This window comes from Paenibacillus sp. Marseille-P2973 (genome assembly GCF_018101095.1).
In the GTDB taxonomy this organism is placed as follows: domain Bacteria; phylum Bacillota; class Bacilli; order Paenibacillales; family Paenibacillaceae; genus Fontibacillus; species Fontibacillus vini.
This window is the reverse complement of the sequence record NZ_JAGQEH010000001.1, coordinates 259,531-281,662: the sequence shown is the minus strand read 5'-3', so window position 1 is coordinate 281,662 and position 22,132 is coordinate 259,531. Positions and strand designations below refer to the sequence as shown.

General features: G+C 50.8%; 19 protein-coding genes and 1 other annotated feature. Of the genes, 18 read left to right on the top strand and 1 reads right to left on the bottom strand.

The genetic code is table 11. From position 1 onward, the window contains the following. Positions 1 to 243 precede the first annotated feature (243 nt). From KB559_RS01375 to KB559_RS01300, 16 genes are all read left to right on the top strand, one after another. Positions 244 to 1,011, top strand: coding sequence for a cell division protein FtsQ/DivIB (locus KB559_RS01375; protein ID WP_211019791.1), 768 nt, complete (start codon positions 244 to 246; stop codon positions 1,009 to 1,011). A 186-nt stretch (positions 1,012 to 1,197) separates the two neighbouring features. Further along, positions 1,198 to 2,445, top strand: coding sequence for a cell division protein FtsA (gene ftsA / locus KB559_RS01370; RefSeq protein WP_211019790.1), 1,248 nt, complete (start codon positions 1,198 to 1,200; stop codon positions 2,443 to 2,445). Positions 2,446 to 2,499: 54 nt separating this feature from the next. Beyond that, positions 2,500 to 3,621 (top strand): cell division protein FtsZ, encoded by a 1,122-nt coding sequence (gene ftsZ / locus KB559_RS01365; protein ID WP_211019789.1) that lies wholly within the window; start codon positions 2,500 to 2,502, stop codon positions 3,619 to 3,621. Between the two features lie 287 nt (positions 3,622 to 3,908). Continuing rightward, positions 3,909 to 8,510, top strand: a complete 4,602-nt coding sequence (locus KB559_RS01360) for a pullulanase (protein WP_211019788.1) — start codon at positions 3,909 to 3,911, stop codon at positions 8,508 to 8,510. 220 nt (positions 8,511 to 8,730) lie between these two features. Beyond that, a complete protein-coding gene (spoIIGA, locus tag KB559_RS01355) occupies positions 8,731 to 9,729 on the top strand; it encodes a sigma-E processing peptidase SpoIIGA (protein WP_211019787.1) in 999 nt (332 codons plus the stop codon). 57 nt (positions 9,730 to 9,786) lie between these two features. Continuing rightward, positions 9,787 to 10,509 carry an RNA polymerase sporulation sigma factor SigE gene (gene sigE, locus KB559_RS01350; RefSeq protein ID WP_211019786.1) on the top strand — a complete coding sequence of 241 codons (723 nt, stop codon included), beginning with the start codon at positions 9,787 to 9,789 and terminating at the stop codon, positions 10,507 to 10,509. A gap of 89 nt (positions 10,510 to 10,598) precedes the next feature. After that, positions 10,599 to 11,381 (top strand): RNA polymerase sporulation sigma factor SigG, encoded by a 783-nt coding sequence (gene sigG / locus KB559_RS01345; RefSeq protein ID WP_211019785.1) that lies wholly within the window; start codon positions 10,599 to 10,601, stop codon positions 11,379 to 11,381. 159 nt (positions 11,382 to 11,540) lie between these two features. Then, a complete protein-coding gene (locus KB559_RS01340) occupies positions 11,541 to 11,873 on the top strand; it encodes a YlmC/YmxH family sporulation protein (protein ID WP_244861389.1) in 333 nt (110 codons plus the stop codon). Between the two features lie 79 nt (positions 11,874 to 11,952). Beyond that, positions 11,953 to 12,804 carry a peptidoglycan editing factor PgeF gene (gene pgeF, locus KB559_RS01335; RefSeq protein ID WP_211019784.1) on the top strand — a complete coding sequence of 284 codons (852 nt, stop codon included), beginning with the start codon at positions 11,953 to 11,955 and terminating at the stop codon, positions 12,802 to 12,804. A 7-nt stretch (positions 12,805 to 12,811) separates the two neighbouring features. Further along, positions 12,812 to 13,504 (top strand): YggS family pyridoxal phosphate-dependent enzyme, encoded by a 693-nt coding sequence (locus tag KB559_RS01330; RefSeq protein ID WP_211019783.1) that lies wholly within the window; start codon positions 12,812 to 12,814, stop codon positions 13,502 to 13,504. Next, entirely contained in the window at positions 13,504 to 13,953 is a 450-nt protein-coding gene (locus tag KB559_RS01325; RefSeq protein WP_211019782.1) for a cell division protein SepF, read from the top strand. Before KB559_RS01330 ends, KB559_RS01325 begins: the two co-directional genes overlap by 1 nt. Positions 13,954 to 13,960: 7 nt before the next feature. Further along, on the top strand, positions 13,961 to 14,239 hold the full coding sequence (locus KB559_RS01320; protein WP_280520356.1) for a YggT family protein: 279 nt from the start codon (positions 13,961 to 13,963) through the stop codon (positions 14,237 to 14,239). A gap of 12 nt (positions 14,240 to 14,251) precedes the next feature. Then, entirely contained in the window at positions 14,252 to 15,034 is a 783-nt protein-coding gene (locus KB559_RS01315; protein ID WP_211019781.1) for a YlmH family RNA-binding protein, read from the top strand. Between the two features lie 116 nt (positions 15,035 to 15,150). Further along, on the top strand, positions 15,151 to 15,681 hold the full coding sequence (locus KB559_RS01310; RefSeq protein ID WP_211019780.1) for a DivIVA domain-containing protein: 531 nt from the start codon (positions 15,151 to 15,153) through the stop codon (positions 15,679 to 15,681). 105 nt (positions 15,682 to 15,786) lie between these two features. Then, positions 15,787 to 16,062, top strand: a binding site (T-box leader). Positions 16,063 to 16,115: 53 nt separating this feature from the next. Continuing rightward, complete coding sequence (gene ileS, locus KB559_RS01305) at positions 16,116 to 19,217, top strand: isoleucine--tRNA ligase (protein ID WP_211019779.1); 3,102 nt, start codon at positions 16,116 to 16,118, stop codon at positions 19,215 to 19,217. Between the two features lie 215 nt (positions 19,218 to 19,432). Further along, positions 19,433 to 19,747: a DUF5665 domain-containing protein gene (locus tag KB559_RS01300; protein ID WP_211020220.1), complete on the top strand. Its 315-nt coding sequence runs from the start codon at positions 19,433 to 19,435 to the stop codon at positions 19,745 to 19,747. Here the strand turns inward: KB559_RS01300 and KB559_RS01295 are convergent. Then, on the bottom strand, positions 19,734 to 20,471 hold the full coding sequence (locus KB559_RS01295; protein ID WP_211019778.1) for a TraR/DksA C4-type zinc finger protein: 738 nt from the start codon (positions 20,469 to 20,471) through the stop codon (positions 19,734 to 19,736). The genes KB559_RS01300 and KB559_RS01295 overlap by 14 nt on opposite strands. A gap of 205 nt (positions 20,472 to 20,676) precedes the next feature. Here KB559_RS01295 and lspA point away from each other — a divergent pair, with 205 nt between their 5' ends. Together lspA and KB559_RS01285 are read left to right on the top strand one after the other, a co-directional pair. Next, on the top strand, positions 20,677 to 21,174 hold the full coding sequence (lspA, locus tag KB559_RS01290) for a signal peptidase II (RefSeq protein WP_211019777.1): 498 nt from the start codon (positions 20,677 to 20,679) through the stop codon (positions 21,172 to 21,174). After that, positions 21,171 to 22,121, top strand: coding sequence for an RluA family pseudouridine synthase (locus KB559_RS01285; protein ID WP_211019776.1), 951 nt, complete (start codon positions 21,171 to 21,173; stop codon positions 22,119 to 22,121). Before lspA ends, KB559_RS01285 begins: the two co-directional genes overlap by 4 nt. Positions 22,122 to 22,132 lie beyond the last annotated feature (11 nt).

The window sequence follows — 22,132 nt, the reverse complement described above, 5'->3', positions numbered from 1 at the left end:
TTAGCATGGACAATCGATGAACGGAGTACAGATCTTATAAGTTCTTGTTCAAAAAGTCGATTTTTCAGCACCGAGAAGGTTGGATGAAGGAGGGACTGAGGAGCGGAGCGTAGGCAAAACCTACGTGAGCACCGGAAGGCCCGCCTGAATTCAAGATTCGATGTCGGTTAAGGGCCCTGAAATGCTTCGTGATCAAAAGGTGACTTTTTGAACAACCTCTATAAACTATATCGGAGAAATATTATGCCAAAAGCTAACGTGCCTATCCTTAAAGAGCCCAAGCCGAAAAAGAAAAGCAGCCGGAAAGTGGCGGTAGTTTTATTCCTGCTGGTGCTTATCCTGCTTTGCGTGTTGTTTTTTCGTTCGTCTTTAAGCAAAATTTCGGAAATTGCTTTCGAAGGAAATCTGTATCAGTCCGACCAGGAACTGCTTGAGATTTCCGGGTTGAAGGCGGGTGCCCCGTTTTTTGGGACAAGCGCCTCCAAAATTGAGGACAAGCTTACGAAAGTGCCGTCGATCGAAGAAGTTACCGTGGACAAGTCTTTTCCGGGCAGCATTAAAATTACGGTTCGGGAATACCCGGTCGTCGCCTATGAGCTCTCCGCGGAAGGCAGCTTAAACGGCTTGTTGGCAAACGGAACGAAGATCAATCTGAAGAACGGGTCCATGCCGATCGAAAAACCGATTTTGACCGGCTGGTCCGGGGATGATCCTAATCTAGCAAAATTATGCGCTACTTTGGCCAAAATTCCGGATTCCCTGATTTCGGAAATTTCGGAAATTACGCCGTCGCCTTCCGTGTCTTATCCCGACCGGATCAAAATGTATACCAGGTCGCACTTCGAGATTATTTCCGCGATCTCTGTCCTGCCTGACAAAGCGGAGTACATGAACCTGATCATGGATTCCCAGGATCCCGGGACGCTGACCTTGCTCGAGGCCGATAGCTATCTGCCTTATGCGCCCTCCGGGGAGGAGACGGAAGGTGAAAATGATACTACTCATGAGTGACAAACAATGATAAAATACATTTTATGGGCTAGTTTCCTATCCCCCTCTTTTCTCTGATTCTATGCAAAACTTGGAAGTAAAAAATTTGTAGAAAAAAGAGGGAAAGGTTAAGCCGCGTTGAATAAGTAGAGAGTGCATTTTACAAACGTCATTATATTTTTATGGGAAATAGGAGGTGCCAGGGGCTTGAGCAACAATGACATCATTGTTAGTTTGGACATCGGTACATCCAAAGTTCGTGCTATTATTGGGGAAATTAGTAATGGAACCTTTAATATTATTGGGGTTGGATCTGCCGACTCGGAAGGAATTCGCAAAGGCGCGATTGTAGATATTGACCAGACGGTTCTCTCGATCCGTAATGCAGTGGATCATGCGGAACGTATGGTGGGTATTCAAATATCGGAAGTGTACGTCGGCATTTCGGGAAATCATATCGGACTCCAAACGAGCCATGGAGTTGTAGCCGTACAAAATGAAGACCGGGAAATCGGAGAAGACGATATCGATCGGGTTCTGAAGGCAGCCGAGGTGATTGCGCTTCCTCCGGAACGGGAAATTATAGACGTCGTCGCCAAGCAATACGTGGTTGACGGGTTAGAAGGAATTCAGGATCCCCGCGGAATGATCGGGGTTCGCCTGGAGGTCGAAGCGACCATCATTACCGGTGCCAAAACGGCGATACATAATTTGCTTCGCTGTGTGGAAAAATCCGGACTTAAGGTGCGGGATCTTGTTCTTCTGTCGTTGGGTTCGGGTCAATTGGCTCTATCCAAGGACGAAAAGACGATGGGTTCGGTACTGGTGGACATCGGCGCCGGCTCCACAACAATCGCGGTATTCGAAAGCGGCACGATTGTAGCTACATCCACGCTTCCGATTGGGGGAGAATTTATAACGAATGATATCGCGTACGGCCTTCGTACGCTGACTGACCAGGCGGAGAAGGTGAAGCTGAAGTATGGCTGCGCGTCCATGGAGGATGCGGCGCCGGACGTCACTTTCAAGGTAACACGCATTGGCAGCAATGTGGATAAAGAATTTACTCAAGAGGATCTTTCCGCGATTGCGGAGCCTCGGGTACAGGAAATATTCCAAATGATCGGCCAGGAAGTCAAACGACTCGGTTACAACGAACAGCCTGGAGGTTATATACTTACGGGAGGTACCGTCTCCATGCCGGGTTTGCTGAAGATTGCCCAGCAAGAATTGGCCGCTTCCGTGCGGATCGCCGTTCCCGATTATATCGGGGTACGTGATCCGGGCTTTACCGGAGGCGTGGGGATCCTTTATAAGGTGATCAAGAACATCCGAATCCGGAATGCAAGCCCGAAGAAAACGGCGAATCGGCCGAAACCCGCGGGACCGCAGGAAACGGTTGGGAAGACAGGCGTTATGGAACGCCTTAAGAAATTATTCAGCGAATTTATATAAGGATTATTACGATGGACGGGCCATCCATGCACAATGAGGGGGAGATGGAAGAGTATGTTGGAATTTGATTTTGAAATGGAGAGCTTGGCTCAAATAAAAGTCATCGGTTGCGGCGGCGGCGGTAGCAATGCCGTCAACCGGATGATCGAGAACGGTGTTCAGGGGGTTGAGTTCATTACGGTGAACACGGACGCCCAAGCACTGCATTTGGCCAAATCCGAACATAAGCTGCAGATTGGCGATAAATTAACGCGCGGACTCGGGGCCGGTGCCAACCCGGAAGTCGGGAAGAAGGCCGCTGAGGAATCCCGCGATTTGATCGCAAACACGCTGAAGGGCGCCGATATGGTGTTCGTGACAGCCGGAATGGGCGGCGGTACGGGTACCGGTGCTGCGCCGGTTATTGCGGAAATTGCCAGAGAATGCGGCGCGCTTACCGTTGGCGTCGTCACGCGTCCGTTCACTTTCGAGGGACGCAAACGCTCCTCGCAAGCCGATATCGGAATTGAGGCGTTAAAAGAAAAGGTAGATACGTTAATCGTCATTCCGAACGACCGGCTTTTGGAAATCGTCGACAAGAAAACGCCGATGCTGGAAGCGTTCCGCGAAGCGGATAACGTACTTCGTCAGGCTGTTCAGGGCATTTCCGACCTGATCGCCGTACCGGGCTTGATCAACCTCGACTTTGCCGACGTTAAGACCATCATGACCGAGCGGGGTTCCGCACTCATGGGTATCGGATATGCAACCGGCGAGAATCGTGCGGCTGAGGCTGCTCGCAAAGCGATCATGAGCCCGCTGCTCGAAACGTCGATCGAGGGTGCACGCGGTGTAATTATGAACATTACCGGCGGAGCAAACCTGTCGTTGTATGAAGTAAATGAAGCGGCAGAAATCGTAATTTCGGCTTCCGATCCGGAAGTGAATATGATCTTCGGTGCCATCATCGACGAGAACATGAAGGAAGATATCAAGGTAACGGTGATTGCTACCGGCTTTGAGCACAAGGCTCCGCCGATGTTACCGGGCCGCAAGCCTGCTGCTGCAGGCACAACCGAACAACCGCAGGAGAACCGCAATACGTCTTCTTCACTCAGACCGTTCGGGAACCAGCCAAGCGGGGATCAGTTGGACATCCCTACTTTCCTCCGGAATCGTCGGAACAATAACGAATAATCTATATAATCAAAAGTCTTCCCCGAAGACCTCTTCCCTGTATTGGGAGGGGGTCTTTTTTTCTTTTCCGGCATCCCGTTAATGGATGGTAACCTGGCGTGAACTATTTAGAGAATTGACGAATAAGGAATCGATATGTTATATATTATGCAAACGGTTTCATTATTTAGCAATTAGACTTGTCCGCTATTACAGGATAGAGAGGAGGAGAATAGTGCCGTTTGCGCAAACGATTGCGCAACTTGGAGATTGAACATTCTATTCGCATAAACAGGAGGCCGGATAAAATGAAGCTAGGGAAGAAGAGAAAAGGAAAAGTCATTTTTTCATTTTTTATGATACTCTCATTACTGTTTAGTTCCGCTGGATTAAGTTTAGCTGCAGAGGAAGTTCCTTATGTTCCAGAAGAAAGCGAAGCAACGCTGAGTGGCGTCGCGACTGAAGTGCCTGCCGGACATGTCCGGATCCACTACAACGGGAATACGGACGGAACGGGGATATGGTTATGGGGTGATGTAGCGGAGCCTTCGCAAAACTGGTCTTCCGGTGCAAGCGCCTTCAATCCTGATCAAGCCGACAGTTATGGACATTACCTCGATATCAAGCTTAGCGAAGGTGCGAAGAAGGTCGGATTTCTTGTAGTACACCGAACTACGGGAGAGAAGGAGGGAGGCGACAAAAACCTGACCCTGTCCTCCTCGGCCATGAACGAGGTCTGGATCAAGGCGGGTTCGGATCAAGTCTACTCGTATGAACCTGTAGATTTGCCTGCAAACACGGTCCGGATTCATTACTCCCGCGATGACCAGAATTTTGGCACCTACGGTCTTTGGTTATGGGGGGACGTGCTGGCACCTACCGAAGATTGGCCAAAGGGGGCGGTTCCTTTTGTCGCAGAGCAAACTGACCGTTATGGCGCCTATGTGGATGTTCCGCTCCAGCCGGAAGCCAAAAAGATAGGTTTCCTGGTCGTCAACCGCAATAATGGAGACGAGAAGGACGGCGGTGACAAATCGTTTAGCCTAATGGATCGGTACAATCGCTTATGGATTAAGCAAGGCGACAACAATGTCTATGTCTCTCCTTACGGGGAAGTTCCGGTAGGACTCGTATCTGCGGAGGTCTTGTCCGAAAGTAAACTTTTACTGGGATTTACCATGACGGATGGACTGGAACCAGATGCCTTGAAGGATGAACTTGTGATTAAGGATAGCCAAGGAGCAGAAGTTAAAGTCAATCAAGTAAACATAACGAGCACTACGTCGGTTGAAGCGGAAGTATCCGGCGCAAGTCTGCTTGAGCATCTTCCTCTGAGCGTGACCTATTCCGGAAAGACGGTTACGGCTTCAACCAGTTGGAGAATGCTGGATGAGATGTTTTATTACGACGGAAACGATCTGGGGGCGACTTACCACGATGGCGGCGTAACGTTCAAACTTTGGTCCCCGACCGCCAGCTCCGTTACGGCAAGCGTCTATGACAAAGACGATTCGACGCGTTACATAGGCAGCATCGACCTGGTTCAGGGAGACCAGGGGGTGTGGGCGGCGGAGGCGTCTCCTGCCGACTTTCAGACCTCCGATTTGAAGGGATACTTCTACCAGTACTTTGTCACGAATCAAGGAGTTACAAAGGCTGTGCTCGATCCGTATGCCAAATCCATGGCGCCATTTCGAGTGGATACGAACGGTAAGCCCGGTCCTGACGGTGATATCGTAGGTAAGGCGGCCATCGTAGACTTGAGCGACACGAATCCTGAAGGATATGACTTTGCTCAAATTGACGGCTATGAGAAGCGGGAGGATGCTGTCGTTTGGGAAATTCATGTAAGGGACTTTACCTCCGATCCTTCCATTGAAGGCGATTTGAATGGAAAATGGGGCTCATATAAAGCGTTCGGCGATAAACTGGATTATTTAAAATCGCTGGGAGTCACCCACGTTCAATTGCTCCCCGTTATGGCATGGTATTACGGGGACGAGATGAACATGGAAGAGAGAGAGCTCGCCTACTCGACACAAGGAAATGAATATAACTGGGGATATGATCCGCACAATTATTTTTCACCGGATGGAGCTTATTCCGAGAACCCTGCAGACCCGCAGCTTCGAATCGAAGAATTGAAGGGCATGATCGATGCCATCCATGAAGCGGGAATGGGCGTTATTCTCGATGTGGTCTATACCCATATGGCCAAAGCCGACTTCTTGAACGACATCGTGCCGGACTACTATGCCTGGAAAGACGCCAACGGAAATAATGTCGGCGGCTTCGGCAACAACCTGGCAACTAACCACAAGATGGCCGAAAAATTAATGGTGGACTCCGTCAAGTACTGGTTCGACGAGTATAAAATTGACGGCATGCGCTGGGATATGATGGGCGATGCCACTTATGAAGCCGTTCAGAACGCCTACGACGAAGCCGTCAAAATCAATCCGGATGTCCTCTTTATCGGGGAAGGCTGGCGGACATTCAGCGGCGGGATTGCGGAACCGGCTCTGGAAGGGCATGGAGCAACCCAAGACTGGATGAACAAAACGGATAATGTCGGCGTATTCTCGGACGAAATCCGGAATGAATTGAAGTCCGGCTTCGGTTCGGAGGGAGAACCGAGATTTATTACCGGCGGTGCAAGGCCGATTGAAACGATATTCAATAATATCAAGGCTCAGCCTTCCAATACGCCGGCGGACGATCCCGGAGATATGGTGTCCTATATCGAGGCTCATGACAATCTGCCGCTCTATGACGTCATCGCTCAGTCTATCAAAAAGGATCCGGCCGTTCCGGCCAATGATCTTGAAATCCATAAGCGCATCCGCTTGGGGAATCTGCTGATTATGACTTCGCAGGGAACGGCGTTCCTTCATGCGGGGCAGGAATACGGACGAACCAAGCAGTGGAAAGGGGAAGGGTTGCCTGAGCAAAAATATCATGAACTGAAAGATGAGTCCGGCAATGCCTTCGGCTATTTCGTTCATGATTCCTATGATTCTTCCGATGCGGTCAATATGTTCGACTGGACCAAAGCGACGGATGCGGATAAATTCCCTGTCAATCATGTCACCAGGGAGTATACGAGAGGACTGATCGAGCTGAGAAAGTCGACCAATGCCTTCACGTTGGGCGATATGAAGCTTGTAGATCAGAATGTCACGCTGATCCAGTCGCCTGAAATGGCCGTCGACAGCGATCTGCTCATCGCATACAAAAACAAAGCAACCGATGGCAGCGGAAATTACTATGTATTCGTGAACGCGGACAGTAAGCCGAGAACGCTGAGCCTGCAGGAGAATTTAACCTCAGGCAAAGTGCTAGTCGATAACGATGAGGCTGGCAAGAATGGCGTTTCACAACCTTCAGGTTTCCAGCTTACATCAAGTTCCATAACACTTGAGCCATTAACGTCCGTAATTATTCAAACACAAGGCTCGGATAACGGTAATCCAGGAAATCCCGGCAATCCGGGTAATCCGGGTAATCCCGGAAACGGTGGGGGAGATACCGGGTCAAACGGGTCCGCATCATCCAAAGACTTGGACTCCTTAAAGAAACGGCTCGGCAGCCTGCCTGTAAGCGATGCTCAGGCGGCAGAAGCTATTTTGAAAGAGCTGGATACGCTTGGAACGGTAACGGCCTATGAAGCGAAGGACAAAGAGGGAAAGAAGGTTTGGAAGGTCGATCCGAAGCAGCTCCAGTCCGCCCTGGATCGGTTGACTAATGGTTTGGATTTGATCCGGCAACAATTAGCGGGGAAGACCGGTCTATTAAATCAAATTAATACCGGGTCAGCCGTGGTCATTAACACCGGCGGACAGTCGGGTGAAACATTGGAACTGACGCTGACCGGCTCCTATCTTGCTAAGCTGGAAGCTGCCGGAATCGCTTTGAAAGTACGGACGGCGGATGCAACGGCAAATATTGCGGCCGGAACAAGTCCAATGGCCATGAATCTCTCCACGATTCAGGAGATGAACCTTCGGTTTGCCGTTGTTGACGGGGCCGAAGCGCAAAGCTTGTTGTCGAACGCAGGGGTCGCTGGACGAGATCTGAAGCCGGCCGGAAATCTACTTTCCTTCACCGGCTATACCTTAGACAACTCTGGTAACCGAATCGAAATCTCGGCATTTAACAAGCCGATAATGATGTCTCTGTTGCTGTCTAAGGAAGAAATGCAGAAGGTTAGCGATAAGAGAAAATCCGGTGTATATCAGTTGAACGATAACGGTGACGTTCAGTTCCGTGGAGGAAAGTTCGGTAGCGGGGCCGTAAGCTTTGATACTACGAACACCGGGAATTACTCCGTAATGGAATCGAACAAAACGTTCAAGGATTCTTCCGACAGCTGGGCCAAAACCTATATTGAGATTCTAGTGGCTCGTGGCGTTGCAACAGGAATCGATGACGAACGTTTTGCGCCGCAGACTGCGGTAACAAGAGGGCAGTTGACAGCTTTCCTGGGCAGAGCCCTGCAATTGGGCGAAGCCGAAGGAACTGCGCCGTTCAGTGATGTGGCCGCAGGTTCGTATTACCAAGGCTTCATAATCGCCTTGAAGCAGGCCGGAATTGTCTCTGGCTATGAAGACGGAACCTTCCGTCCGGACCAGAAAGTAACGCGGGAAGAAATGCTTACCATGGTGATGAAGGGCTACGAATATTTGAAAGGCAATTCCCTCGCCGGCCTGCCGGCAGGAAATCCTTCTATCGGTTCCTTTGCGGACGAAGATCAGATCAGTAGTTTTGCTCTGGACAGCGTGCAAGCCGCAAGAAATCTGGGAATGATCGGCGGCTTGCCTGAAGGCAAGTTTGCTCCTCAGGAACAGGCTACCCGGGATCAGGTGGCAAAAGTATTAGTTCTGCTGATGGAAGTAACGGGACAGTTTTAAACATAGCAAGCGGTAGAGAACCGGCTCAAGGGTTAAGATGAACCTTGAGCCGGTTTTTCTATTTTTAAGTTATATCATTCCTGGCTGTCGACAAAATTAGTGGGCTCCCGCTTTCAATTTTAGACAGACTTTACATATGGAAGTCTATATACTGAGAACCATCTCCACGTCATAGGCAGGTAGATTCTAGTAGAGAACAGGTTCAGGCAGGTGATGAAGCATGGTCGTTTATCTCGATCTGATTTTTTTGATGAACCTGCTGATCGACGGAAGTCTTCTGGCCGTAACAGCGTGGATGCGGAAACGGAAAGTCGTCGTTTGGCGGCTGTTGCTTTCCGCGGCGGTCGGGGCGTCCTACATAGTTATGATGTTCTTGCCCGAACTGTCGTTTCTGTTCACTTTTTTGGTGAAATTTCTGTTTTCCGTCGTCATGCTATGGATCGCCTTCGGTTTTGGCAGTCTGCAAAACTATTTGCGGAATTTAGGGGCATTCTACATCGTCAATTTTGCGGCAGCCGGTGGAATTTTGGGGATACATTATTTGCTCCAGAGCTCCGGCGACCTTTGGAATGGAATTTGGTATTCCGCTTCCGGGGGCATGGGATTCTCGCTGCAAATCGGTACCTTGTTTGTGCTCTTCGTTTTTTTCGCCGTATTGATTTGGTTCAAACTGGTGATTTCATCAAGACGAAGGCAGGAATTGATCTCCTCTTATCTTGCGGAGGTAAAGGTCCGGATCGGAGAGGCGGAGATTTGCTGCACCGGACTGATCGATACCGGCAATCAATTGACCGATCCGCTGAGCCGGCTGCCGGTAATGGTGATGGAGACTTCGTTATGGAGTGAATTTTTGCCGGGCTCCTTAAAAGGACTCGAGGCCGGGAGTCAGGCGGACAACCTTATTCTGGAATGGTCGGAGGATGAGGAGTTTCCTTGGCGGGACCGGCTGAGACTGGTTCCTTATCGCGGATTGAACAGAGGTTCACAGTTTATGGTCGCTTTGAAACCGGATGAAGTGACCGTTATGCTGGAAGGCCGGGAAATCAGGAATACGCGTGTCCTTGTCGGACTGGACGGGGGAAGTTTGTCTTCGGAAGGAGCGTATCGGGCCATCATTCATCCGTCATTAGCCGGGGAGGCCGAGGAGAGCGGAACGGATCGGAAGAGCTTCGGCAACGGGAAACCGGATCAAGGAGCGCGGTCTCACGCCGGTGTATGAGTCTGGGGTTAGGAACTTCATGAATACGGGAATGGAATATGGGAGGAAAAATAAGCCATGCGTGTAAAATGGAAAATGATGCTGCAGCTGCAGTACTACCGTTTATTATTTTTATTCGGACTGAAAAGCGAAGAAATCTATTATATCGGCGGAAGCGAAGCGCTGCCGCCTCCATTGACGCGCGAGGAAGAAGAATATTTGCTGCAGCGGCTGACGACCGGGGATGCCGCAATCCGGGCGATGCTGATCGAACGGAATCTCCGGCTGGTCGTATATATCGCCAGAAAATTTGAGAACACGGGCATTAATATCGAGGACCTTGTGTCGATCGGCACGATCGGACTTATCAAGGCGGTCAACACGTTTGATCCCGAGAAAAAAATCAAGCTCGCGACCTATGCGTCCCGCTGCATCGAAAATGAAATATTGATGTATTTGCGCCGGAACAGCAAAATCCGGACAGAAGTATCCTTCGATGAACCGCTGAATATCGATTGGGATGGAAATGAACTTCTTCTTTCCGACGTACTAGGGACGGAGAATGACACGATATACCGTAACATCGAGGAACAGGTCGACCGCAAGCTGCTTCATAAGGCGCTTGATAAGCTGAGCGAGCGTGAACGGATGATCATGGAGCTTCGCTTCGGCCTTGTCGACGGCGATGAAAAGACGCAAAAAGACGTAGCGGATTTGCTTGGAATTTCCCAGTCTTATATTTCGCGTCTTGAAAAAAGGATCATTAAACGGCTGCGTAAGGAATTCAATAAGATGGTGTAGCCCGGAGCGGGCATGTACTTTTTTCAGGAATAAAAATACAGTCCCGGGAGATAATGATCATTAATGTTTCTCCTTGGGAGGTAGACTTGATGACCCGAAACAAAGTCGAGATTTGCGGGGTTGATACCGCAAAATTGCCCGTTCTAACCAATGCGGAAATGCGTGAATTGTTCCACTCTTTGCAGCAGGACCACGTAAGATCAGCCAGAGAAAAGTTAGTGAATGGCAACCTCAGACTCGTACTGAGTGTCATCCAGCGGTTCAACAATCGGGGGGAGTTTGTGGACGACCTGTTCCAAGTCGGCTGCATCGGACTCATGAAAGCCATCGATAATTTTGATTTATCGCAGAACGTCAAATTTTCGACCTATGCGGTGCCGATGATCATCGGGGAAATCCGCCGTTACCTTCGGGACAATAACCCGATCCGCGTATCGCGGAGTCTGCGGGACATCGCTTATAAGGCATTGCAGATGCGCGACAGCCTGACGAACAAAAATTCCCGGGAACCGACGATTTTTGAAATATCGGAGGCGCTCGGTCTTCCGAAGGAGGATGTCGTATTCGCGCTCGACGCTATTCAAGATCCGGTATCCCTGTTCGAACCGATCTACCATGACGGGGGCGATCCCATCTATGTCATGGATCAGATCAGCGACGACAGGAATAAGGACGTCTCGTGGATTGAGGAGATCGCCCTGCGGGAAGCGATGCAGCGGTTGGGACGACGGGAGAAGATGATTCTGTCGATGCGATTCTTCGAAGGCAAGACCCAGATGGAGGTAGCTGACGAGATCGGCATCTCCCAGGCTCAGGTATCCAGGCTCGAGAAATCCGCCATCCTACAAATGCAGAAGCATGTAAAGTCGTGAACTCTGCAAGGCCCTTCGGGGCCTTTTTTTCGTCATTGGGACAGGGGAGCGAGGAAGGGCTGCCGTTTTCTTTAACATCTTGTCGGTAGGCTTTAATGTTTTGAAGCTGCCGCTCATATAGTATAGGGATAGCATTCGGCAGTCAGGGGGCGATGATGGATGGACAATGTGGTCAGAGCAAGCATGAAGATATCGGATTTTCAAACCAAAGACGTCATCAATGTGGTGGACGGCAAGCGGTTAGGGCATATTAGCGATCTTGAGCTGGATTTGCGGCAGGGCGTGATCGAGGCGATCGTCGTACCGGCAAGCACCAAGTTTCTCGGGCTATTCGGAAATGGAACTGATCTGATTATTCCCTGGAAAAATATCGTGAAGATCGGCTCCGACGTCGTCCTCGTCAAGATGGAGGAATTGAGGGAATCCCGGATACAGCCTTCTTATGAGACAACGGTTTATATCGACCGGGATGGGCGGGCCGATCGCCGTTAATGGCCGTATAACCGCAGGGGACTCACGAGAGGCAGATGTGTTAAACTGTGGAGAGACAAACATCAGGGGGAGATGGATGATGGAGCCGTTCATTTGGAATCCTAGACAGGATATTCCTGAACAATATGAACTAAAGGTATGGGAGAGCCTTGTACCGGGATTAAGCGCAGGGTTCTCCGGCCGTGCAGGTGGGGTCGGGGAAGCACCGTACGATAGTCTGAATTTGGCGTATCATGTCGACGATAATCCCGAAACGGTGCTGGAGAATCGGAGAAGACTGGCCGGGGCTTTAGGTTTCCCGGCGGAAACCTGGACCTGCGGCGAGCAGGTGCACGGCGTGGAAGTCGCAGTCGTCAGGGAAGAGGATATCGGAAAAGGGTTCCGCGACCGGGACAGTGCATTTCAGGCAACTGACGGTCTCGTAACTAACGTTCCTAATGTGCTGCTGACTTCTTTTTATGCCGATTGCGTCCCGCTCTATTTCGTAGATCCCGTACACCGGGCGGTAGGTCTGGCACACGCGGGCTGGAAAGGGACTGTTGGCCGGATCGCAGAAGCGGTCATCGCCAAGATGGAGCAGGAATACGGAAGCCTCAGAAGCGATATCCGGACGGCGATCGGCCCATCCATAGGGGAGTGCTGCTATGAGGTGGATGAGCATGTGATGGGGAAAGTCCGGGAGGCCTTCGCGGGAATTCCAAGAGAGGAATGGGAGCCGAAAATTGCGGTTTCCTCTGTCCGGGAAGACCGAAGCATGCTGAACTTGAAAGAAATGAATCGAATTATTATGATAAAAGCAGGAATATTGCCGACACATATCGAATGTACATCTTGGTGTACAAGCTGTCAGAGCGACCGGTTTTTCTCTTACCGTAAACATAACGGGGTGACCGGGCGAATGGCCAGCTGGGTTGGTTTGAAAGAGAGGTGATCCCTTCTTGTCACTTAAAGAACGGATACAGCATGTAGAAGAACGGATCCGGGCGGCCTGTGACCGAAGCGGAAGAAATCCCGGGGAGGTCACGGTTATCGCCGTGACCAAGTATGTGACAACCGAGATGACCCGCTCCGTCCTGGAGAGCGGAATTACCCATTTGGGAGAGAATCGCCCGGGTGTGGCGGTGCCGAAATGGGAGGCGCTTGGCGGACAAGGAGTCTGGCATTTTATCGGCCATCTCCAGAGCAGAAAGGTCAAGGACGTCGTAGGGAAATTTCAATATATTCATTCTCTGGACCGGCTTTCGCTGGCCCAGGAACTGGACAAGCGCGCCGCAGCGGCGGGCGCCACGGTCAACGTGTTTTTGCAGGTCAACGTTTCCGGAGAGACTTCAAAACAGGGGATTACCCCGGGAGAAGCCGAAGCCTTCCTTCGCGAAGCGGAGCAGTATCCTCATATTCGGATTATCGGACTGATGACGATGGCACCGGAGGAGGAAGATCCCGAGCTGACAAGACCCATATTCCGCAGGCTGCGCGAGCTGAGGGATGAGTTGAACGCCAAGGGCGTGACAAAGGAGCCCATTACGGAATTGTCCATGGGTATGTCGGGCGATTTTGAAGTGGCGATTGAAGAAGGGGCGACCTGGGTGCGCCTCGGTACTCTTTTAGTAGGGAAAGGGGAAGAGACGTAATGGGAGTAATGAACCGGTTCATGAACTTCTTGGGCCTGCAGGAAGAGGAAGAAATCGTGGAACGCGAAACTTTTCCGGGACAAGATGAGCCCGAATTTGAAACCCCGAGCTTTGAAACCCGTAGAAACCAGAAGGGAAGCAACGTGGTCAGCATTCATTCGCAAAAGAACGTCAAGGTGATTCTTTATGAACCGCGCTCTTATGATGAAGCGCAAGAGATTGCGGATCATTTGCGTTCTCACCGGAGTGTCGTAGTCAACCTGCAAAGGGTTCGCAACGACCAGGCGATGCGGATTATCGACTTTCTGAGCGGCACGATTTACGCGCTGAGCGGCAGCATTTCCAAGATTGGCGGCAATATTTTTCTGTGCACGCCGGATACCGTGGAAATTCAGGGAGCGATTACCGAAATACTGACCGAGGATTCCGATTACAACAGAATGAGGTGAAGACAGCTTGGGAAGCGGCACAATCGAAAGTATTGTTAATTTGTTGTTTAATATTTATTTTTATATGATTCTTATTTACATCCTGATGTCTTGGGTGCCTAACGCACGGGAGAGTTTCATCGGCGATCTGCTCGGAAAGCTGGTTGAACCTTATCTATCTCCTTTCCGGCGGTTTATTCCTCCGCTGATGGGAATGATCGACTTCTCGCCAATCGTGGCCTTGTATGCGCTGCGTTTAGCCAAAGTCGGCCTCATCGCCGTGCTGGGTTATATTTTTGGCATATAGCGTGGATCGACTATGAGACCAGACATTTATGAACATTTTAAGCCGGAAGAACGTCCGTTTGTAGATCGGGCCTGGGAATGGGTTGTAAACGCCGGGGATTATCATGAAGTCAAGCTTACCGACTTTTTGGATCCGCGGCAGAGCTTCATATTGCAAACACTGGTCAACCGCCATCCTGATGCCGCTCTGCGGTTGGACGGCGGTTATAATGGTGCAGAGCGGCAGCGTGCTCTCGTGGCCCCGGATTACCGGGATTTGGACGAGGAACCGATGCGGATGAAAGTAATGAGCATTACCTCGGATGACCAGAGACTGGCCTCTTTGCAGCATGGGGATTACCTCGGAGCCGTGCTCGGGCTTGGGCTTAAGCGGGAGAAAATCGGTGATATTCACGTTCGGGAGGACGGCTGCCATGTCATCGTCGCGGAAGAAATATCCTCCTTTTTAAGCATGAATCTGCACCAAGTACACCGGGTTGGCGTTATGACCGATATCATGGATTTGGATTCACTCAAAACGGCGGAAGCCGAGCTTGAGCCGCTGGATCTGACGGTGGCTTCTTTACGTTTGGATGGCATCGCCGGCGATGTTTACCGGCTTAGCCGGAGCAAGGTGCTGGTGCCGATCAAGGCCGGACGTTGCCGGGTGAATTGGAGGACGGAGGAGGATCCGTCCAAAATGTTGAAGGCGGGCGACATCGTCGCTTTGCAGGGCTTTGGACGTTTCAAGGTGCTCGAATGTGATGGCATGACAAAAAAAGGCAGACTCCGTGTAAAAATCGGTAAATTTGTATGATCTCTTTGCAGGAGATCGGCAATTCTTGTCGAAATTAACTACCTACGCATAAAATGAGAGTTCTGGAGACAGGCTTCCCGGAGGGGAAGGTTTAAATATAATAGGAGGTGCGGATCATGCCACTAACACCGCTGGATATACATAATAAGGAGTTTTCGAGACGCATTCGCGGCTATGATGAAGACGAAGTGAACGAATTCCTCGACCAGGTCATCAAAGATTATGAAATCGTGATCCGGGAGAACAAAGAGCTGCACAATCAGCTGTTCTCGCTGCAAGAGAAGCTGGATCATTTCTCCAATATTGAAGAGACGCTTAGCAAGACGATCATAGTCGCGCAAGAGGCGGCCGATGAAGTGAAGAACAACGCGAAGAAAGAAGCGCAGCTTATCGTGAAGGAAGCCGAGAAGAATGCGGACCGGATCGTTAATGAATCGCTCTCCAAATCGCGCAAAATCGCAATGGAAGTCGAGGAGTTGAAGAAGCAGGCCTCGATCTACCGCGCCCGTTTCCGTACGTTGGTGGAAGCCCAACTGGACCTCTTGAGCCACGACGGGTGGGAGTCACTTGAGAACCGCGAGCGTTCTTTCGAACAAGAACGTGAACGTGAACGCGACCGTGACCGCGAAGTGAAAGAGATTTATTAGTAAAAATTCAATCTGCGTCGATTAGGCTGCACTTAGGTTGACATTCCCCTGGGAAATAAGTTATAAATAATAACATATTGTAAGTTGTGTTTGTGAATTCCCTATATTGATTTGATGATGGGAACCAGTACGCGGCGATGTTGTCCCCCAGAGAGTTGGCATTTTGCTGAAAGCCAATGTTCAAGACGCCGACGGAAGATCGTCCCGGAGAAGCCTAGCTGAATTTCCGCAGGGAAAGCGTAAGCTATGCCGGCAGCCGGCCGTTATACCGGACCCATATGAAGCGTATGGGATCAAGGTGTCATGCTGACTACGGAGATGTATTAACCGTGACCGGCTTGAAACAAGGGTGGTATCGCGAGGTCAAGTCTCGTCCCTTTTGGGACGGGGCTTTTTTGATTTTACAAGAATTTTGTTGAAGGGAAGTATCAGGAATGAAAAAAGTCGATATCAAAGAACAGGCCCGCACGCGCGACCTGCGTATCCTGGACAAATGGAACAGCGAGAATACGTTCAAGCGCAGTATCGAAAACCGGGAAGGCCGCCCGAACTATGTGTTCTATGAAGGACCTCCGACCGCTAACGGACTTCCTCATATCGGTCACGTGCTGGGACGCGTCATCAAGGATTTTGTCGGCCGTTACCAGACCATGAAAGGATACCGTGTTGTTCGTAAAGCCGGATGGGATACGCACGGTCTTCCCGTCGAGCTTGGCGTTGAGAAAGAATTGGGCATTTCCGGCAAGCAGGAAATCGAGAAATACGGGATTGAGGAATTCGTTAAAAAATGTAAGGCCAGCGTATTCGGCTACGAAAAACAATGGCGTGATTTTACCGAAGCGATCGCTTACTGGACCGACCTTGATGATCCGTACATCACACTCGACAACAACTACATTGAGAGCGTGTGGAACATTTTGGCTACCATTCACGAGAAGGGCTTGCTTTACCGGGGTCACCGGGTCAGCCCGTACTGCCCTTGCTGCCAAACCTCGCTTAGCTCGCATGAAGTGGCTCAAGGTTACGAGGACGTGAAGGACCTGAGTGCGACCGCAAAATTCAAGCTCCATGATACAGGCGAATACGTACTTGCCTGGACGACTACGCCTTGGACTTTGCCGGCTCACGTTGCCTTGGCCGTCAATCCGGACATGGAATATGCCAAAGTAAAACAAGAGGATGGCGTATACATCGTCGCCAAGAACCTTGTCGAAAAAGTCATGAAGGGCGACTACACCGTGGAATCGGTCGTTAAGGGATCCGATCTGGTCGGCAAAACTTATATGCCGCCTTTCAGTTACATCCAAGCGGATAAAGTAAACGTCATCGTAGGCGCTTCGTTCGTAACGGATGCCAGCGGTACCGGTATCGTTCATATGGCTCCGGCACACGGGGAAGACGACTACAAGACCTGCCGAGAAAACGGGATCAGCTTCGTCAGCGTCGTGGACGGGCAAGGCCGTTATACGGATACGGTTAGCGATTTTGCCGGACGCTTCGTTAAAGATTGCGATCTGGATATCGTAAAAATGCTGTCCGAGAAGGGCACACTATACAGCAAGGAAAAATACGAGCATAGCTACCCGTTCTGCTGGCGCTGCAAATCTCCGCTGCTGTATTACGCAATGGACAGCTGGTTCATTGAAACGACAGCGGTCAAGGATCAATTGATCGCCAACAACAACTCCGTGACTTGGTATCCAGGGCATGTCCGGGAAGGCCGATTCGGGAAGTTCCTGGAGGAGCTGGTGGACTGGAACATCAGCCGAAACCGCTACTGGGGTACTCCGCTTAATGTGTGGGTTTGCCAAAGCAACGACTGCGGGAAGCAGTTCGCACCGCATAGCTTAGCCGAGCTTCGCGCTCATGCGGTAGGCGAGGTCAGTCCGGAGCTGGAGCTTCACAAACCGTATGTGGATGAAGTGAAAGTGAAATGTCCTCACTGCGAAGATGGGATCATGGAACGGACGAGCGAAGTGATCGACGTCTGGTTCGACAGTGGCTCGATGCCTTTTGCTCAGCATCACTATCCGTTCGAGAACGAAGATACCTTTAAGGACCAATTCCCTGCGGACATGATTTGCGAAGGGATCGACCAGACTCGGGGCTGGTTCTACAGCTTGCTGGCCGTATCTACCCTGTTTACGGGTAAAGCGCCTTACAAAGCTGTTATCGCAACCGGGCACGTACTGGACGAGAACGGGCAGAAGATGTCCAAGTCGAAAGGCAATGTTATCGACCCTTGGGATATCATCAAGGAGTTCGGCACAGATGCATTCCGGTGGGCGTTGCTCTCCGACAGTGCGCCGTGGAACAGCAAGCGCTTCTCCAAAGGCATCGTGGCCGAAGCAAAATCGAAAGTCGTGGATACGCTGGTCAATACCCATGCCTTCCTGACGCTGTATGCCGGCATTGACGGCTTCAAGCCGGAAGAGCATGCATTCCGCCCATCCGCGAATAAGCTGGATCGCTGGATCCTGTCCCGTTTGAACAGCCTGATCCTGGTCGTAGACAAAGGATTGGCCGTAAATGACTTTGTGAATACTTCCAGAGCCATTGAATCCTTCATCGACGAGCTGAGCAACTGGTATATCCGCCGGTCGCGCGACCGTTTCTGGGGCAGCGGCCTGGGCGAAGACAAAGTATCCGCCTACCAGACGCTGATCAACGTACTGCTCTCGCTGTCCAAGTTGATGGCTCCATTTACGCCGATGCTGTCCGAAGATATCTTTACGAACCTGGGAGGCGGAGAGAGCGTCCATCTGGCAGATTATCCGAAAGCGGACGAATCTCTGATCGATCTTACGCTGGAAGCGGATATGGAAAGCGCGCGGCAAATCGTTGAATTGGCCCGTAACGTCCGCAACGAAACCGGCATCAAAACCCGTCAGCCGTTGTCGAGCCTGATCGTATCCATGGATCGTGATGTGGCTTTGAACGAGTATGAGGAGATCATCAAGGAAGAAATCAACGTGAAGGCGATCGAACTGGAGACCAGCGACAGCGGGTTTGTTGATTTTACATTAAAGCTGAACCTCAAAGTGGCCGGGAAGAAGTACGGCAAGAACGTCGGCTTCCTGCAAGGCTTTCTTAAAGGTATGGCTGCCGAGGAAACCCGTAAAGTCGTGGAGAACGGCAAAGTGAACGTTACTTCTCCTGAAGGTGAGGAATTGTCTGTTACCGCAGAGGAACTCCTTGTCGAAAAACAGGCGAAAGCGGGATTTGCCTCCGCATCCGGGTACGGGATTACCGTTGCGCTGAATACCGACATCACTCCGGAGCTGGAGCAGGAAGGATGGGTGCGTGAGGTGGTTCGCGCCGTACAGGACACACGTAAAAAGCTCGATCTCCCGATCGAAAAGAGAGTACATTTGACCTTGGATGTCGACGACGAGCTTAAAGCTGCCATCCAGGCTTTTGAACAGGTGCTGCGGGAGAACGTGCTCATTACGGACGTAACCTTTGGTACCGAGGAAGGCCAAGGGGAAACCGTAGATTTGGGCGGTAAAAAAATCGGAGTTTATATTTTGGGATAAAGGAAGTTCCGCATAAAGGAATAAGGTTAATCCGTTGTATGGAGCGCAAGTCCAGCGGTCATACTAGGATTAACCAAGAAGAAACGAGCTTGGGTGAGGCATTCTTTCATTTCGAAAGAGTCCGCCCGGGCTCGTTTCATTTTGCGGAGGTGCCGATGAAGCGTCGAAGAAAGAACGGTAAAACTAAAATCGAATCACCGCCGGAAGACCCTCAAATGCCGATTCCCCAGACGCCCGAAGAGCAGATGAGCGCCATTTACCGGCTAACATTGAGCTGGACCAGGCAGTTGGAAAGATCCAGAATTGCCGAATACACAGAACTGCTAAACCGGCCATGGCGTCTAATTTGGCTGAATTTGTTATCCGGCACGGCAAGAGGGGTCGGCATTGCGATCGGCTTTACTTTTTTTGCGGCAACGATCATTTATGTCCTTCAGGTACTGGGCGCGCTTAACCTGCCGATTATCGGCGATTATATCGCGGACATCGTACGGATCGTACAAAGACAGCTTGAACTCAATACTTATTAGATCCTGTGCCCAAAGAGTCCTCGCTATCCAGATGTTCCGTGGCCTGCATATGCTTTCTGTATAATCCGTTCCGGTAAAAAACGACGTTCTCTCCATAGATGTCGGTCGCGACAAATGTTTCGTATGGCTCGACAAATCCGTCAAGCTCTTCCGAGGCTTCGATTTCCATGTCGTTGTAGTCATCGATTTCGTTATCTTCGGCAAGCGCCGGCGAGTTGGATGTCCCAAAGCCTTCGACGATTTGCCAAGCGTCCTCGCCGTCAAAGCCGTTCTGATCCTCATGCTCGTCAAGGCTCGTACGGCCAAAAGGTGGTGCCAGAAACAGTTCCTCGATCGGCCGTTTTGCTGAAACAAAGGATTGAGGGCTATCATCAACGCAGTAAGCCGTTTCAGGTACGGCCTTCAGGCGTTCGAAGCTGATGGGCTCTTTGCAAGTTTGACAATATCCGTAAGTCCCTTCGGCCATCCGGTCCAGGGCTCCGTTGATCCGGGTCAGCCTCAGTTCATCATGCTCGTTCAATGCCAGGTCTTTGCCGCGTTCAAACATTTCGGTTCCGATATCGGCCGGATGGTTGTCGATGGAGGACAACTCGCTCGTGTTATCCCGCAGGGAACCGCGAAGTCCGTAATGATCCTTTTCCTCAAGCATTCGATACGTTTCGTCACGGGCCGTTTCAAGGTCCGATTTCAGCTCCGCCAGTTGCTGCTTCGTCAGGTGTGGCATGGAAGGTTCTCCTTTCCGGAAAGAAATCGTATGGGTATTTTGCCGTAAAGCTATTTTGCGCAGAAGCATGACGTTTTACCTAAGGAAAATCCTTTCGTGCATGGACGGGTGAATTGCGGCTGTGCTACAATATACAGGTCTTAGAAGTGGAACATTCTGTCGCATTCTTTCGGCAGTCTAACGAAAAAACGAGGTGAATTCCCGCGTGATCTATTTTCTGATTGCATTAATTGTGTTTTTAATCGACCAAGGAACGAAATATCTGATTGCGTCCGGTTTAACGATCGGGGAACAAATTCCGGTCATCGGCGACTTTTTCCTGATTACTTCCCACCGGAATACTGGTGCGGCGTTCGGGATACTGGAAGGGCAACGTTGGTTTTTTATCGTGATTACGACTGTTGTCGTTGTGGGTATCATCTGGTATTTGCAAAAAGTGAAGTCGTCGGGCAACAAGCTGCTGCCTACCGCGCTGTCGCTCGTATTGGGCGGGGCCGTGGGGAATTTCCTCGACCGGGCCGTAAGCGGCGAAGTCGTCGATTTTCTGCAATTCAATTTCGGCACTTACACCTTTCCGATCTTTAACGTGGCGGACTCCTGTATTGTGATCGGGGTATGTCTCATCGTTTTGGATTCCATTTTGGAAATTCGCAGAGAAAAACAACAACAGTTGACTAAACATGAGCAAGAGGAGCAAGTATGATATTGGACAAGCCTTTCTTTGATCCTGAAGACGGAAATGCAGAATGGACGGCGGATGCCGGTGCAGCGAAGGATCGAATCGACAAGTATATTAAAGCCCAGGTAGGCGAGGAGTACTCCCGGAGCCAGATTCAGCTTTGGATCGAAAACGGGGACATTCTCGTCAACGGCGGCCGCATCAAAGCTAATTATAAAATCGCCGAGGGGGACGTCATTACATTGACCGTCCCGGAAGCAGAGTCGGTAGAAATAGTACCTGAAGATATTCCGCTCGATGTGTATTATGAAGACGCGGATGTCATTGTCGTAAACAAGGACCGCGGGATGGTGGTACATCCGGCCCCGGGACATTCCTCGGGAACTCTGGTGAATGCGCTGATGTTTCATTGCAAGGACTTATCGGGCATCAACGGGGAACTTCGACCGGGCATCGTACACCGCATCGATAAAGACACTTCGGGTTTGTTGATGGCCGCCAAAAATGATAAGGCCCATGCATCTTTGGCCGCTCAGCTGAAGGAGCATTCGGTGACCCGCAAGTATTACGCCTTGGTTCACGGGAATGTAAGTCACGACCAGGGAACGGTTGACGCTCCGATCGGACGGGATCCCCATGACCGTAAAATGTATACGGTGATCGAGCGGAACAGCAAGGAAGCAGTCACGCATTTTCAAGTGGCGGAACGTTTTGGCGACTATACGCTGCTGGAGCTTAAATTGGAGACCGGGCGAACGCATCAAATCCGTGTGCATATGAAATTTATAGGGCATCCGCTGGTCGGAGATCCATTGTACGGGCGGAGTAAGGGCAGCCTTAAGTTGTCCGGGCAGGCGCTGCATGCCGCAGTGCTGGGATTTGTCCATCCATCAAGCGGAGAATACCTGGAGTTCAGCGCACCTATTCCGGGCGATATGGAGGATCTGCTGCATTCCCTGCGTAATCGTTAATCGAATATTCA

Coding starts and splice junctions, on each gene's coding strand:
- KB559_RS01360 (WP_211019788.1), top strand. CDS start 3,909: ATGAAGCTAGGGAAGAAGAGAAAAGGAAAAGTCATTTTTTCATTTTTT.
- KB559_RS01300 (WP_211020220.1), top strand. CDS start 19,433: ATGCCGATTCCCCAGACGCCCGAAGAGCAGATGAGCGCCATTTACCGG.
- pgeF (WP_211019784.1), top strand. CDS start 11,953: ATGGAGCCGTTCATTTGGAATCCTAGACAGGATATTCCTGAACAATAT.
- KB559_RS01315 (WP_211019781.1), top strand. CDS start 14,252: ATGAGACCAGACATTTATGAACATTTTAAGCCGGAAGAACGTCCGTTT.
- sigG (WP_211019785.1), top strand. CDS start 10,599: ATGACCCGAAACAAAGTCGAGATTTGCGGGGTTGATACCGCAAAATTG.
- KB559_RS01310 (WP_211019780.1), top strand. CDS start 15,151: ATGCCACTAACACCGCTGGATATACATAATAAGGAGTTTTCGAGACGC.
- KB559_RS01340 (WP_244861389.1), top strand. CDS start 11,541: ATGGACAATGTGGTCAGAGCAAGCATGAAGATATCGGATTTTCAAACC.
- spoIIGA (WP_211019787.1), top strand. CDS start 8,731: ATGGTCGTTTATCTCGATCTGATTTTTTTGATGAACCTGCTGATCGAC.
- sigE (WP_211019786.1), top strand. CDS start 9,787: ATGCGTGTAAAATGGAAAATGATGCTGCAGCTGCAGTACTACCGTTTA.
- ileS (WP_211019779.1), top strand. CDS start 16,116: ATGAAAAAAGTCGATATCAAAGAACAGGCCCGCACGCGCGACCTGCGT.
- KB559_RS01285 (WP_211019776.1), top strand. CDS start 21,171: ATGATATTGGACAAGCCTTTCTTTGATCCTGAAGACGGAAATGCAGAA.
- KB559_RS01325 (WP_211019782.1), top strand. CDS start 13,504: ATGGGAGTAATGAACCGGTTCATGAACTTCTTGGGCCTGCAGGAAGAG.
- ftsZ (WP_211019789.1), top strand. CDS start 2,500: ATGTTGGAATTTGATTTTGAAATGGAGAGCTTGGCTCAAATAAAAGTC.
- KB559_RS01375 (WP_211019791.1), top strand. CDS start 244: ATGCCAAAAGCTAACGTGCCTATCCTTAAAGAGCCCAAGCCGAAAAAG.
- KB559_RS01295 (WP_211019778.1), bottom strand. CDS start 20,471: ATGCCACACCTGACGAAGCAGCAACTGGCGGAGCTGAAATCGGACCTT.